General features: G+C 70.6%; 10 protein-coding genes. 8 read left to right on the top strand and 2 right to left on the bottom strand.

The features are described 5' to 3' along the window. Positions 1-191: 191 nt before the first annotated feature. Positions 192-1,658: a choice-of-anchor A family protein gene (locus ACFVS0_RS03015; protein WP_430587116.1), complete on the bottom strand. Its 1,467-nt coding sequence runs from the start codon at positions 1,656-1,658 to the stop codon at positions 192-194. 185 nt (positions 1,659-1,843) lie between these two features. Between ACFVS0_RS03015 and uvrB the strand changes: the two genes are divergently transcribed. The 3 genes from uvrB (at position 1,844) to ACFVS0_RS03000 (ending at position 6,311) form a co-directional block, all read left to right on the top strand. Next, the gene (uvrB, locus tag ACFVS0_RS03010; RefSeq protein ID WP_430552004.1) at positions 1,844-3,958 is read left to right on the top strand and encodes an excinuclease ABC subunit UvrB; all 2,115 of its coding nucleotides are present in this window, start codon (positions 1,844-1,846) and stop codon (positions 3,956-3,958) included. Between the two features lie 236 nt (positions 3,959-4,194). Continuing rightward, complete coding sequence (locus ACFVS0_RS03005) at positions 4,195-5,208, top strand: TerC family protein (RefSeq protein ID WP_430552003.1); 1,014 nt, start codon at positions 4,195-4,197, stop codon at positions 5,206-5,208. Then, on the top strand, positions 5,205-6,311 hold the full coding sequence (locus ACFVS0_RS03000; RefSeq protein WP_430587115.1) for a TerC family protein: 1,107 nt from the start codon (positions 5,205-5,207) through the stop codon (positions 6,309-6,311). The genes ACFVS0_RS03005 and ACFVS0_RS03000 overlap by 4 nt, the downstream gene beginning before the upstream one ends. Positions 6,312-6,370: 59 nt before the next feature. On the opposite strand, the gene ACFVS0_RS02995 is transcribed toward ACFVS0_RS03000, so the two are convergent. Continuing rightward, entirely contained in the window at positions 6,371-6,667 is a 297-nt protein-coding gene (locus ACFVS0_RS02995; protein ID WP_430552001.1) for a YciI family protein, read from the bottom strand. Between the two features lie 143 nt (positions 6,668-6,810). Between ACFVS0_RS02995 and uvrA the strand changes: the two genes are divergently transcribed. From uvrA to ACFVS0_RS02970, 5 genes are all read left to right on the top strand, one after another. Next, on the top strand, positions 6,811-9,837 hold the full coding sequence (gene uvrA, locus ACFVS0_RS02990; protein ID WP_430587114.1) for an excinuclease ABC subunit UvrA: 3,027 nt from the start codon (positions 6,811-6,813) through the stop codon (positions 9,835-9,837). 17 nt (positions 9,838-9,854) lie between these two features. Continuing rightward, positions 9,855-10,373 (top strand): OsmC family protein, encoded by a 519-nt coding sequence (locus ACFVS0_RS02985; protein ID WP_430587113.1) that lies wholly within the window; start codon positions 9,855-9,857, stop codon positions 10,371-10,373. A 260-nt stretch (positions 10,374-10,633) separates the two neighbouring features. After that, a complete protein-coding gene (gene ngcE / locus ACFVS0_RS02980) occupies positions 10,634-12,079 on the top strand; it encodes an N-acetylglucosamine/diacetylchitobiose ABC transporter substrate-binding protein (protein WP_430562440.1) in 1,446 nt (481 codons plus the stop codon). Then, the gene (locus tag ACFVS0_RS02975; RefSeq protein ID WP_430587112.1) at positions 12,076-13,098 is read left to right on the top strand and encodes a carbohydrate ABC transporter permease; all 1,023 of its coding nucleotides are present in this window, start codon (positions 12,076-12,078) and stop codon (positions 13,096-13,098) included. The genes ngcE and ACFVS0_RS02975 overlap by 4 nt, the downstream gene beginning before the upstream one ends. Then, a complete protein-coding gene (locus ACFVS0_RS02970; protein WP_430587111.1) occupies positions 13,095-13,994 on the top strand; it encodes a carbohydrate ABC transporter permease in 900 nt (299 codons plus the stop codon). Before ACFVS0_RS02975 ends, ACFVS0_RS02970 begins: the two co-directional genes overlap by 4 nt. Positions 13,995-14,017 lie beyond the last annotated feature (23 nt).

The following is a 14,017-nucleotide window of genomic DNA, read 5'->3' as shown; positions in this document are numbered from 1 at the left end:
CACTGATCAATACTGGGGTGTCGGTGGAAGGCAGGCAGATACGGTAATGCCTCCGGACGGGGGGCCTCGGTTCGGGCGCCCTCGTCGTCGGGTCGGCCGCGACCCCGGCGGGGCGGCGATCACGGCCGGCGCGCCGGTGGCCACCAGGAGCGCGGCGGGCGTCGGCCGCCGCCGTCTGCCCGGGCGACGGCTCAGCCGCGGGACGTGCCTCGGGTCGTCCGACGACGGAGCGCGACGAGGAGCGCGCCCGCACCGAGCAGGGCCGCGGCCGCGGCGGCGACGAGGCCGACCTGCGCGCCGGTGCGGGGCAGCGCGTCCTCGGCCGGTCGGTCGGAGGACGCCGGCGTGGGCTCCGCGCCGGCCACGGCCGCCGCGGCGGCGAGGTCGTCGTCCGGGAGCGTCGTGCCCTCGTCGCTCCCGCCGACGGGAGCCGCGCCGTCCGCGGGGCTCTCGCCGTCCGCCTCCGAGGCCGGTGACGTCGTGGACGGGCCGGGGGTGGCGTCCTCGGTGGTCGTGGGGGACGGCTCCGTGGTCGGCGCCGGGGTCTGCGACCCGTCCCCGCCGTCGTCGCCGTCGCCCTCGTCGGTGGCGCCGCCCGGCGGGGTGACCGCGGGGAGGTCGACGCACTCCCCGGTCCACGGGTAGTTGTGGTGCTCGATGCCGTGTCCGCCCGTGTAGGAGACGTCGCCCGCGGCGAGGACCCGGCCGTTCGTGCTCGTCGCGACGGTGAGGGTGCTGTCCGTGCCGGGGACGACGAGGCTGCCCGGGAGCTGGCCGTTCGTGCCGAGGTCGACGGAGGCGGCGTCGGGGAAGGACCACAGGAGGGACCTGCCGAGGAACTGGGTGGCCTGGTAGACCCGGTCGCCGGCGACCTCGACGTGGTCGAGCGTCATCGACACGGCTGCCCCCGAGACCGTGATCGTGACGGGCTCCCTCCCGTCGATCCTGAGGACCTGGAGGTCGCGCGCCTCGGCGGCGGTGATCCGGTAGGAACCGGGGGCCCGCAGGGTCAGCACCCCGCTCTCGGGATCGACGTCGGTCGCCGACGCCTCGGCCTGGTCGGACAGGGCGCGCGCCAGGGCCGGGTAGCCGGAGTAGGCGGCGAGCGCGGCCTCGCGTCCGACCTCCGCGCGGACGCTGCCCCGGGCGCGGTCGACGAAGGACTCCGTGCTCACGTCGCCGACGATCCGTCCGCCGACCACGACGTTGCCGCCGCCGGGAGTGTTGAAGCCGACCTGGAGGCGCGGTCCGGCCGCCAGGTCACCGCCCACCACGAGGTGGTCGCGGCCGCCCGCGGGCGCGATCGCGGAGCCGCCGCCCCCGGCCGTGCCGACGTTGAGGGAGTCGGGGCCGCCGTCGCGTGCGAGGTCGGCGTCTCCCGCGACGACGACCCTGCCCTCGAGCTCCTTGGCGCGGGAGACGGCGAGGTCGCCGCCGACGTAGATGCCGACCCCGTCGTCCACGACGACGGCCTCGTCGTAGACGCCGACGGGACGGTCGGCCCCCAGGTCGGCGCACCACGCGACCGGTGCCGCGCCGTCGGTCGCGAGGGCGGCGACGGGGGCCAGGGCCGGCGCGGCGACGAGCGCCGCGCACGCACCCAGGACGACCGGGCGACGCAGGGCGACGCGGGGGACACGGGGGGCGACGGCGGGCATAGGTCTCCACGGGACTCGGGCGCGCCGCGAGGGCGCGGGCGGACGTGCGGTGCCCGGGCACGGGCTCGCCGTCACCCTAGGGTTACGACTCTTTCCTTACAAAATAAATGTCGGAAATTCACCCCCTGTCCGGGTCGTTCCCCGGGGCGGCAGTGGGTGTCGGGGGCGCGCCGTACGGTGGTGCCATGCGACCCGTGACCGACCTGCAGCGTGCGGTGGCCCCCTTCGAGGTGGTGTCCGACTACGAGCCCTCGGGAGACCAGCCCACCGCCATCGCGGACCTCGCGTCCCGTGTGCAGGCGGGGGAGAAGGACGTCGTCCTGCTCGGCGCGACCGGCACCGGCAAGAGCGCGACGACGGCGTGGCTCATCGAGAAGCTGCAGCGGCCCACGCTCGTCATGGCGCCCAACAAGACGCTCGCCGCGCAGCTCGCCACCGAGTTCCGCGAGCTGCTGCCGAACAACGCCGTCGAGTACTTCGTGTCGTACTACGACTACTACCAGCCCGAGGCGTACATCGCGCAGACGGACACCTACATCGAGAAGGACTCGTCGATCAACGACGAGGTGGAGCGACTGCGGCACTCGGCGACGTCGTCGCTGCTGACCCGGCGCGACGTCATCGTCGTCGCTTCCGTGTCGTGCATCTACGGCCTCGGCACCCCGCAGGAGTACGTCGACCGCATGGTGCGGCTCGACGTCGGCGACGTGGTCGACCGGGACGACATGCTCCGTCGTTTCGTGCAGATGCAGTACACGCGCAACGACCTGGCGTTCACGCGCGGGACGTTCCGCGTGCGCGGCGACACGGTGGAGATCATCCCGGTGTACGAGGAGCTCGCCGTCCGCATCGAGATGTTCGGCGACGAGATCGAGTCGATCCAGACCCTGCACCCGCTCACGGGCGAGGTGATCCGCAACGAGCAGAGCGTCTACCTCTTCCCGGCCACGCACTACGTCGCGGGCCCGGAGCGGATGGAGCGGGCGATCGGCGGCATCGAGGCCGAGCTCGCCGACCGCCTGGCGGACCTCGAGCGGCAGAACAAGCTGCTGGAGGCGCAGCGGCTGCGCATGCGCACCACGTACGACATCGAGATGATGCGCCAGATCGGCACGTGCAGCGGCATCGAGAACTACTCGCGGCACATCGACGGCCGCGAGCAGGGCTCGCCCCCGAACACCCTGCTCGACTACTTCCCCGAGGACTTCCTGCTCGTCATCGACGAGTCGCACCAGACCGTGCCCCAGATCGGCGCGATGTTCGAGGGCGACATGTCGCGCAAGCGGTCGCTCGTGGAGCACGGGTTCCGCCTGCCGAGCGCGATGGACAACCGGCCGCTGCGCTGGGAGGAGTTCGTCGAGCGGATCGGGCAGACGGTCTACCTGTCCGCGACCCCGGGCGACTACGAGCTCTCCATGTCCGACGGCGTGGTGGAGCAGGTCATCCGGCCCACCGGCCTGGTGGACCCGCAGGTGGTCGTCAAGCCGACCACGGGTCAGATCGACGACCTGCTGCACGAGATCCGCGAGCGCGTCGAGAAGGACGAGCGCGTGCTGGTCACGACCCTCACCAAGAAGATGGCCGAGGACCTCACGGACTACTTCCTCGAGAAGGACGTGCGCGTGCGGTACCTGCACTCGGAGGTCGACACGCTGCGTCGTGTCGAGCTGCTGCGCGAGCTGCGGCTGGGCGAGTACGACGTCCTGGTCGGCATCAACCTGCTGCGCGAGGGCCTGGACCTGCCCGAGGTGTCCCTGGTGGCGATCCTCGACGCCGACAAGGAGGGCTTCCTGCGCTCCGAGCGGTCGCTCATCCAGACGATCGGTCGCGCGGCGCGCAACGTCACCGGCCAGGTGCACATGTACGCGGACAAGATCACGCCGGCCATGCGGTACGCCCTCGACGAGACCGACCGCCGACGTGCGAAGCAGGTGGCGTACAACGAGGAGCACGGGATCGACCCGCAGCCGCTGCGCAAGAAGATCGCGGACGTCACCGACATGCTCGCCCGCGAGGACATCGACACGCAGGAGCTGCTGTCCGGCGGGTACCGCAAGGCCCCGGCGTCCGCGCAGGGCAAGGGCCGCGCGCCCGTGCCGGGCTCGCCGAAGGAGGGCGCCACCACCGGCAACAGGCTCGCCGGCGCCGCCGCGGGCGAGCTCGCGGAGCTGATCCAGGAGCTCAGCGACCAGATGCACGCCGCCGCCGCGGAGCTGCAGTTCGAGGTCGCGGCGCGCCTGCGCGACGAGATCGGCGGGCTGAAGAAGGAGCTGCGGCAGATGCAGGCCGCGACGGCCTGAGCGGCGCGAGCCGTGCGCCGCGGCAGGCGGCGATCGCGTCGTGACATGCGCGGATGGCCGGTCCGAGGTCTCATGTAAGGTGTGCGGGTTGGAGGGGAGTACCCCGCCCACGGTGAGGTCGTCATCACGTCCGGCACGGATGCCGGACCGGCCTCGTCGGCCCGGACGTCAGGCTCGCAGCCGCTCCGGGTGGGGAAGACCTCCGGTGCTCAGTGCTACGTACCGGAGGAGTTTCCATGGATGTGCCCGTCTGGGTCTGGATCGTCACCGTCGGCGTGATCCTCGCCATGCTCGCGGTCGACTACGTCGGCCACGTGCGCACCCCCCACGCCCCCACCCTGCGCGAGTCAGCCACGTGGTCCCTGGCCTACGTCGCGGTCGCGGTCGTGTTCGGCGTGATCGTGTGGATCGTGTGGGGCGGGACGTACGGCGGCGAGTACTTCGCCGGGTACATCACCGAGAAGTCGCTCAGCGTCGACAACCTGTTCGTCTTCGTCCTGATCATGACGAGCTTCCGGGTGCCCCGGGAGTACCAGCAGCGGGTGCTCCTCATCGGCATCACGATCGCGCTGGTGCTGCGCACGGTGTTCATCATCGCCGGCGCCGCGATCATCGCGAACTTCGCCTGGGTGTTCTACATCTTCGGCGCCTTCCTCATCTGGACCGCGATCGCCCAGGCGCGCTCGGGCACGGGCCACGACGAGGAGTGGAACGAGAACGGCCTGCTGCGCCTGACGCGCCGGGTGTTCCCCACGACGGACTCCTACGTCGGCGACCGGATGACCACGAAGATCGACGGCAAGCGGTTCATCACGCCGATGCTCATCGTGATGGTCGCGATCGGCAGCGCCGACCTCCTGTTCGCGGTGGACTCGATCCCCGCGATCTTCGGCCTCACCCAGGAGACGTACCTGGTGTTCGCCGCCAACGCGTTCTCGCTGCTCGGCCTGCGCCAGCTCTACTTCCTCGTGGACGGGCTGCTCGACCGGCTCGTCTACCTCAACTACGGGCTGGCGGCGATCCTCGGCTTCATCGGTGTCAAGCTGGTGATCCACGCGCTGCACACCAACGAGCTGCCGTTCGTCAACGGCGGTGAGCACGTCGAGGCCATCCCCGAGATCCCGACCACCCTGTCGCTGGGCTTCATCGTGGTGGTGCTCGCCGTCACGACGATCGCCTCGCTCGCCCGTGACCGGCGCGACCGTCGGGCCCGCGCGGTCGTGGCCCCGTCCTCCGAAGGAGATGCATGATCCACGAGCTGCCGATCTGGTTCGAGTGGGCGTCGCTCGCGGCGCTGATCGTCCTGCTCGCCGTCGACCTCGCGATCGTCGGCAGGCGCCCCCACGTGCCGAGCATGAAGGAGAGCGGCCTGTGGGTCGGCTTCTACGTCGCCCTGGCGCTGGTGTTCGGACTGGTCGTGCTCGCCGTGGGCGGCTCCGCCCCTGCCGGGGAGTTCTACGCCGGCTGGCTCACCGAGTACTCCCTGAGCGTGGACAACCTGTTCGTCTTCGTCATCATCATGTCGCGGTTCGCGGTGCCGAAGCAGCACCAGCAGATGGTGCTGATGGTCGGCATCATCATCGCGCTGGTGCTGCGCGGCGCGTTCATCCTCGCCGGTGCGGCGATCCTCGAGCAGTTCGTGTGGGTGTTCTACCTCTTCGGCGCGTTCCTCATCTACACGGCCGTGAAGCTGGTGGCGGGCGGTGACGACGAGGAGGAGTTCAAGGAGAACGTCGCGATCCGCCTCCTGCGCCGCGTGCTGCCGGTGAGCAAGGAGTACGACGGCGCCAAGGTGCGCACGGTGGTCGACGGCAAGAAGCTGTTCACCCCGATGCTCGTCGTGTTCGTGGCGATCGGCTCGACGGACCTGCTGTTCGCGCTCGACTCGATCCCGGCGATCTTCGGGCTGACGAAGGACCCCTTCATCGTCTTCACCGCGAACATCTTCGCCCTCATGGGGCTGCGGCAGCTGTACTTCCTGCTCGGCGGCCTGCTCGAGCGGCTGGTGTACCTGCCGATCGCCCTGGCCGTCATCCTCGGGTTCATCGGCGTCAAGCTCATCCTCGAGGCGCTGCACACCAACACGCTCCCGTTCATCAACGGGGGCGAGCACGTCGCCTGGGCGCCCGAGATCCCGATCTGGCTGTCCCTGACCGTGATCCTCGGCTCGATCGCGATCGCCACCGTCGCGAGCCTGGCGAAGACGCGGCGCACGGCCGCGGTGGCCGCGAAGGAGACGGCCCCGACGGACGCGACCGGCCCGGAGCCGTCGTCGACGGCGGTGACTCAGGACGCGGAGCCGGAGTCCAGCTCCTCGTCCGCCTCATCGGGGCCGGAGGCCACGGGGCGCTGACGACACGAGCGCGGGCCCCGGACGGTACGCCGTCCGCGGCCCGCGCTCGTCGACGGGCGTCAGGCGGCGAAGCCGCCGATCACCGGGACGAACTCACGTGCCGCGCGGTGCGCGACCAGTCCTTCGCGGCGCATGGGGTCGGCCGCGAGCAGCTCGAGCGCCCCGGTCGCGTCGGCGGCCTCGACGACCAGGAGCGCGCCGCCGGGCTCGCCGTCGGGCGTGGCGGGCAGCGGGCCGGACACGCGGAGCGCGCCGCTCTCGTGCAGGCCGCGGAGGAACGCCCGGTGCTCGGGCCGGACCTCCGCGAGGCGGTCGGGGTCGGTGACGTAGACGTACGTGACGGCGTAGACGGACATGGCCGTATCCAAGCACCGCGGGCCGGTGCGGGCGGTGGGCGTCCAGGCGGGGTCAGGGAGGGCGTCCGGGTGTGACCGGTCAGGCACCGGAAACCGCATAGAACGCCTGTACGAATGTCGGCGCTCCGACGTAGGATGCCCGGGTGAGCAACCGCCTCGTCATCTCCGGCGCCCGCGAGCACAATCTGCGCAACATCGAGCTCGACCTCCCGCGCGACGAGCTGATCGTCTTCACCGGCCTGTCCGGCTCGGGGAAGTCCTCCCTGGCGTTCGACACGATCTTCGCCGAGGGGCAGCGACGCTACGTGGAGTCGCTCTCCGCGTACGCGCGCCAGTTCCTCGGGCAGATGGACAAGCCCGACGTCGACTTCATCGAGGGCCTCTCGCCCGCGGTGTCGATCGACCAGAAGTCGACCAACCGCAACCCCCGGTCGACGGTCGGCACGATCACCGAGGTCTACGACTACCTGCGCCTGCTGTTCGCCCGCGCGGGGACGCAGCACTGCCCCGTGTGCGGGGAACCGGTGCGTTCGCAGACGCCGCAGCAGATCGTCGACAAGCTCCTCGAGCTGCCGGAGGGCACGCGCTACCAGGTGCTCGCGCCCGTCGTGCGGGGGCGCAAGGGCGAGTACGCCGACCTGTTCGCCGAGCTGCAGACGCAGGGCTTCGCCCGCGCGCGGGTCGACGGCGAGGTGGTGCAGCTGACCAGCCCGCCCACGCTCGAGAAGAAGCTCAAGCACGACATCGAGGTCGTCGTGGACCGCCTCGTGTCACGGGACGGCGTCCAGCGTCGCCTGACGGACTCGGTGGAGACCGCGCTGCGGCTCGCGGGCGGCCTCGTCATGGTCGAGCTCGTCGACGCCGACATCGACGACCTCGACCGGGTGCGCAAGTTCTCGGAGAAGCGGGCGTGCCCCAACGACCACCCGCTCGCGCTCGACGAGATCGAGCCGCGGACCTTCTCCTTCAACGCGCCGTACGGCGCGTGCCCGGAGTGCACCGGCATCGGCTTCCGCCTCGAGGTGGACGCCGACCTCGTCGTCCCGGACGAGGAGAGGACCCTGCGCGACGGCGCCGTCGTGCCGTGGGCGCAGACGTCGTCCGAGTACTTCGAGCGGGTGCTCACCGCCCTGGCGGAGGAGATGAGCTTCTCCATGGACGTGCCGTGGCGCGCCCTGCCGCAGCGCGCCCGCGACGCGATCCTGTTCGGCCGCAACCACCAGGTGCACGTGCGGTACAAGAACCGGTGGGGCCGCGAACGGCAGTACTCCACGGGCTTCGAGGGCGCGGTGACCTTCCTGGAGCGGCGGCACCGGGAGACCGAGTCCGACTGGTCGAAGGAGAAGTACGAGGCGTACATGCGGGAGGTGCCGTGCCCCGTGTGCTCGGGGGCGCGGCTCAAGCCCGAGGTCCTCGCGGTCACGGTGGGGGGCAAGTCGATCTGGGACGTGTGCCGCCTGCCGATCGACCAGGCCAAGCACTTCCTCGACGGGCTCGAGCTGGGCGAGCGCGAGCGCGCCATCGCGGCCGAGGTGCTCAAGGAGATCCACGCCCGGCTCGGCTTCCTCGTCGACGTGGGCCTGCACTACCTGTCGCTCGAGCGCCCGGCGGGCACCCTGTCGGGCGGGGAGGCCCAGCGCATCCGGCTCGCGACCCAGATCGGCTCCGGCCTGGTCGGCGTGCTGTACGTGCTCGACGAGCCGTCGATCGGCCTGCACCAGCGCGACAACCACCGCCTCATCGAGACGCTGACCCGCCTGCGGGACCTCGGGAACACGCTGATCGTCGTCGAGCACGACGAGGACACCATCCGCGCGGCCGACTGGATCGTCGACGTCGGCCCCGGCGCGGGCGAGCACGGCGGCCGCGTGGTGCACTCGGGCGACTACGCCGGGCTCCTCGAGGCCGAGGGCTCGATGACCGGCGCCTACCTCTCCGGCCGGCGCAGCATCGCGCTGCCGGCGGAGCGCCGCGCGACCGACCCCGGCCGGAAGGTCACGGTCGTCGGTGCCCGGGAGAACAACCTGCGGGGGATCGACGTGTCGTTCCCGCTCGGGGTGCTCACGGCGGTCACCGGCGTCTCGGGGTCGGGCAAGTCGACGCTCGTCAACTCGATCCTGCACACCGTGCTCGCCAACGAGCTCAACGGCGCGCGCCAGGTGGCGGGCCGCCACACCCGGGTCACGGGCGTGGACCAGCTCGACAAGGTGGTGCACGTCGACCAGGGCCCGATCGGGCGCACGCCGCGGTCCAACCCGGCCACCTACACCGGCGTGTGGGACCGGATCCGCAAGATCTTCGCGGAGACGGAGGAGGCGAAGGTCCGCGGCTACGGGCCGGGTCGCTTCTCCTTCAACGTCAAGGGCGGCCGGTGCGAGGCGTGCGCGGGCGACGGCACGCTGAAGATCGAGATGAACTTCCTGCCCGACGTCTACGTGCCGTGCGAGGTGTGCCACGGCGCGCGGTACAACCGCGAGACCCTCGAGGTGCACTTCAAGGGCAAGACGGTCGCGGACGTGCTGGACATGCCGATCGAGGAGGCCGCGGAGTTCTTCGCGGCGTTCCCCGCGATCTCGCGCTACCTCACCACGCTGGTCGAGGTGGGCCTCGGCTACGTCCGCCTCGGGCAGCCCGCGCCGACGCTCTCGGGCGGTGAGGCGCAGCGGGTCAAGCTCGCGAGCGAGCTGCAGAAGCGCTCCACGGGCCGCACGATCTACGTCCTGGACGAGCCGACCACGGGCCTGCACTTCGAGGACATCCGCAAGCTGCTCGGCGTGCTGCAGTCGCTGGTGGAGAAGGGCAACACCGTCCTCGTCATCGAGCACAACCTCGACGTCATCAAGAGCGCCGACTGGATCGTCGACATGGGGCCTGAGGGTGGCTCGGGCGGCGGGACGGTCGTGGCGGAAGGGACTCCTGAGGAGGTCGTGCGGGTCGAGGCCAGCCACACGGGCCTGTTCCTCGCGCCGATCCTCCAGGCGCACCCGGCCGTGCCGGTGGCGGCCCCGGCCGGCCGGGCGAGGTCCGCCGCCGCGACGTCGACCTCGTCGGCGCCGCGGGCCCGCGGCTCGGCGAAGGCCACCGCCCAGGGGGCGGCGAAGGGCTCCGGGAAGACGAAGGCGACGGGGAAGTCCACGACGAAGCGTCCCGGTAAGCGCAGCGCCGCCTGACGCCCTAGCGTGTGGCCATGGGTGCGCACCACAACTACGCCGTGACCGTCGCCTGGCCCGATGCTGCCGAGGGCGGTGCCGCTGCTCCCGGTGGCGGACCGGGGACGACGTCCTACACGTCGTACTCCCGGGACCACACGGTGCTCGTCGCGGGCAAGCCGCCGCTTCCGGGCAGCGCCGACCCCGCGTTCCGGGGCGACCCGGCGCGGTACAACCCGGAGGAGCTGTTCGTCGCGAGCCTCGCGCAGTGCCACATGCTGTGGTTCCTGCATCTGGCCGCCGAGCACGGCCTCGTGGTCCGTGAGTACATGGACGAGACGACCGGCACGATGCGCGTGGAGTCCCGGGGCGAGGGGCAGTTCACGGACGTCACGCTGCGGCCGAGGGTGACCGTCGACGCGGGGCCGCAGGCGACGGACGAGGCGGTGGCGGCGCTGCACCACCGCGCGCACGCCCTGTGCTTCATCGCTCGGTCGGTCAACTTCGCGGTTCTCGTGGAGCCCGCGCCGGTGCGGCTCGCGGCGCCGGCTCCGTAAGGGGCCGCCCCGACCCGAGCGGGTGATCTATACCAGTCCGGTCACACTGTCGTGTCGGCTGTTGACGTGGCGTCCGCGCGTGAATATTTTCCACTCCATCCCCGTGGTGGATGGGAGATATTTCCGTGAGCGGTGCGGAACCCGCCGCAACGGCTCACCGTGGCGCGAGACGAGGAGGTCGGCGCAGGGCCCGAGCGGGCAGGCAGCACGGTTGACGGGGCGTCCAGCGACGCACCCTGACACGAAGGGCATCAACGACGATGACCAACAACCTCACCACTGACCAGAGCAACATCACCCCCCAGCCCTCCCGTCGGTCGGTGCTCCGTGCCGTGATGTACACGGCCGCCGCCGTCCCGTTCGGCCTCCCCCTCGCGGCGTGCGCCACGGGTGGGGGAGGCGGCGAGGAGACCACCAGCGCCGCACCCGGCGGCGAGCAGGACGCGAAGAACCCGTTCGGCATGGCCGAGAACACCACGGTCGACGCGGTGATCTTCGACGGCGGCTACGGCGTCGACTACGTGGAGTTCGCCGGCACGGTCCTCGCCGGGTTGCACGCCGGCTCGACCGTGAAGGTCTCGCCCTCGACGCAGATCGCCACGGAGCTGCAGCCACGGTTCGTCGGCGGCAACCCGCCCGACCTGGTGGACAACTCCGGCGCCCAGTCGATCGGGTTCAACACGATCCTCGACCAGCTCGAGGACCTCACGGACATCATCGACGCGCCCAACGTCGAGGGCACGACCATCCGGGAGACCCTCTACGAGGGCGTCCTCGCGCCGGGGACCTACGGGGACAAGCTCGCGGCGATCAACTACGCGCTGACGGTCTACGGCGTCTGGTACTCGGGCAGCCTCTTCGAGAAGAACGGGTGGACGCCGCCCACCACCTGGGAGGAGGCCAAGGCCCTCGGCGCCGAGGCGAAGAAGGCCGGCAAGTACCTCTTCCTGTGGGGCACCGAGGCGGCCACCTATTACCAGACCCTGGCGGTCGAGTCGGCCATCAAGGAGGGCGGCGACGAGGTCCGGCTGGCGCTCGAGAACCTGAAGCCCGAGTGCTGGTCGAACGACGCGCTCCAGGCGACGTTCACGATCATGAAGGAGATCATCGACGCCGGGTACTTCAAGCCCGGCGGCTCGGGCACGCAGTTCACCGCGGCGCAGGCCCAGTGGAGCAACAAGGAGGAGGCGCTGCTCTACCCGTCCGGGTCGTGGATCGAGAACGAGATGAAGAAGCAGACGGCGCCGGACTTCCAGATGAAGGGCGTGCCGAGCTTCTCCGTCACGGCGAACGCCGCCATGCCCGCGACCGCGCTGCACCTGACCGCCGGCGAGCCCTTCATCGTGCCGTCGCAGGCGAAGAGCGTCGCGGGCGGCAAGGAGCTGCTCCGCATCATGCTCTCGAAGGAGTCGGCGACGAACTTCTCCAAGACGAAGCTGGCGCCGACGGTCGTCAAGGGCATCGTCCCGGACGACGGGTTCGGGTCCACCGCGCTGGTGTCGCAGTCCGAGATGATCGCCGCCGCCGGCGCGGACATCTTCACGTTCAAGTTCGTCGACACGTACGGCATGAACCAGGAGCAGCTCCCGATCTGGAACTCCTTCCTCGACGGCAAGAAGTCGGTCGCCGACCTGACCAAGGAGCTGCAGGCGATCACGGACCGCATCGCGAACGACGACACGATCGACAAGATCGAGGTGTCATGACCGCCATCCCCGGCGCCGGGCAGATCCTGCCCACCGGCGAGGGGGCCGCGGCGGGGCCCAGCAACGGGCCCCGCCGGCGGCGGGCCGGTGGGTGGTCGTTCGACACCGTGAGCTTCTTCGTCGTCTGCCTCGGTCTGCCGCTCGCGCTGTTCCTCGTCTTCGTGATCTGGCCGTTCGTGCAGGCCGCGTTCTACGCCCTCACCAACTGGTCGGGCTTCTCCACCCAGTTCGACGTCGTCGGTCTGGCCAACTTCACGACGCTGCTGCAGGACCCGCGGTTCGTCAACGCCGTCGGCAACAGCGTGATGTTCGGCCTGTTCATCCCGCTCATCACCATCGCCATCGCCCTGACGTTCGCGATCCTCATCACGGTCGGCGGGTCGGGCAAGGGACAGGTGCGCGGCGTCCGCGCCGCGGGCTTCTACCGCGTGGTCTCCCTCTTCCCCTACGTGATCCCGGCCATCGCCGTCGGCATCATGTGGCGCCTGATCCTCGACCCGAGCAACGGGCTCGTCAACGGCGTCCTCACGGGGCTCGGGCTGGACCGCTTCCAGTCGTTCGCCTGGTTGGGGAACGTGGGCACCGCGATGCCGGTGACGATGTTCGTCGTCGTGTGGGGGTTCGTCGGCTTCTACATGCTGCTGTTCATCGCGGCGATCAAGGGCGTGCCGTCGGAGATCTACGAGGCGTCGCGGATCGACGGCGCCGGACGGTGGCGCACGTCGTGGTCCATCACCCTGCCGCTCATCCGGGACAACGTGCAGACCGCCTACATCTACCTCGGGATCATCGCGCTCGACCTCTTCGTGTACGTGCAGGCGCTCAACCCCCAGGGCGGCCCGGACAACTCGACGCTCGTGATGTCCCAGCAGCTGTTCCGCACGGCGTTCACGGAGGGGAAGTTCGGCTACGCCAGCGCGATGGGCGTGGCGATGGCGATCGTGACCCTGGTGTTCGCCGCGCTGGTGTTCACCGTGAACCGCCTCGCCGGCGGGCGCAGCGAGAGGGGCCGAGGATGACCGCCCACGCCCAGGCGATGCCGCGCACGGCTCGCGCCGTCCCGCGGTCCCGGGCCGCCCACGCGGCCGGCGGCGACCGTCTCGCGGCCGGGGTCTCCCACACCGTCCTCGTGATCTGGTGCATCCTCGTCATCGCGCCGATGATCTGGGTGTTCATCGGATCCTTCAAGACGAGCGCGGAGATCTTCGCCTCGCCGTTCTCGTTGCCGGCGAACTGGTCGTTCACGAACTACGAGAACGCGTGGGTCGACGCCCAGATCGGCCGAGCCTTCGTGAACACCATCATCGTGGTCGGGACCGCCCTGGTGCTCGTCATGCTCCTCGGGGCGATGTGCGCCTACGTGCTCGCCCGCTTCGAGTTCCCCGGGCGACGGGCGATCTACTACCTCATGCTGGCGGGCCTGACGTTCCCGGTCTTCCTCGCGATCGTCCCGCTGTTCTTCGTGCTCCAGAACGCCAGCCTGCTCGGCACGCTGCCAGGGCTGATCGTCGTGTACGTGGCGTTCGCGCTGCCCTTCACGGTGTTCTTCCTCTACGCGTTCTTCCGAGGCCTGCCGGACGACATCGCCGAGGCGGCGGCGATCGACGGCGCGGGGCACTGGCGGACCTTCTTCCAGGTGATGATGCCCATGGCGCGGCCGGGCATGGCGTCGGTGGCGATCTTCAACTTCCTGGGACTGTGGAACCAGTTCATCCTCCCGATCGCGCTGAACCCCGAGCAGCAGAACTACGTCCTGTCCCAACGGCTGGCCGCGTTCGTGTCGTCGGCGGGGTACGCCGTGGACTTCGGCGCGATGTTCGCGGCGGTGGTGGTGACGATCGTGCCGGTGCTCATCGCGTACCTGATCTTCCAGCGACAGCTCCAGGGGTCGGTCTCGGCGGGCACGATGAAGTAGCCGGCCCCGGCTCCGGGCCGCCG

Source organism: Isoptericola sp. NPDC058082 (genome assembly GCF_042885055.1).
Lineage (GTDB): Bacteria > Actinomycetota > Actinomycetes > Actinomycetales > Cellulomonadaceae > Isoptericola.
Note: the sequence above shows the minus strand (reverse complement) of the source record. Positions and strands in the feature narration are given on the sequence as shown.

Excerpts from the sequence above, each read along its gene's own strand:
- ACFVS0_RS02995 (WP_430552001.1), bottom strand. The coding sequence starts at position 6,667 with ATGTCCGTCTACGCCGTCACGTACGTCTACGTCACCGACCCCGACCGC.
- ACFVS0_RS02975 (WP_430587112.1), top strand. The coding sequence starts at position 12,076 with ATGACCGCCATCCCCGGCGCCGGGCAGATCCTGCCCACCGGCGAGGGG.
- uvrB (WP_430552004.1), top strand. The coding sequence starts at position 1,844 with ATGCGACCCGTGACCGACCTGCAGCGTGCGGTGGCCCCCTTCGAGGTG.
- ACFVS0_RS03015 (WP_430587116.1), bottom strand. The coding sequence starts at position 1,658 with ATGCCCGCCGTCGCCCCCCGTGTCCCCCGCGTCGCCCTGCGTCGCCCG.
- ACFVS0_RS02985 (WP_430587113.1), top strand. The coding sequence starts at position 9,855 with ATGGGTGCGCACCACAACTACGCCGTGACCGTCGCCTGGCCCGATGCT.
- ACFVS0_RS03005 (WP_430552003.1), top strand. The coding sequence starts at position 4,195 with ATGGATGTGCCCGTCTGGGTCTGGATCGTCACCGTCGGCGTGATCCTC.
- ACFVS0_RS03000 (WP_430587115.1), top strand. The coding sequence starts at position 5,205 with ATGATCCACGAGCTGCCGATCTGGTTCGAGTGGGCGTCGCTCGCGGCG.
- ACFVS0_RS02970 (WP_430587111.1), top strand. The coding sequence starts at position 13,095 with ATGACCGCCCACGCCCAGGCGATGCCGCGCACGGCTCGCGCCGTCCCG.
- ngcE (WP_430562440.1), top strand. The coding sequence starts at position 10,634 with ATGACCAACAACCTCACCACTGACCAGAGCAACATCACCCCCCAGCCC.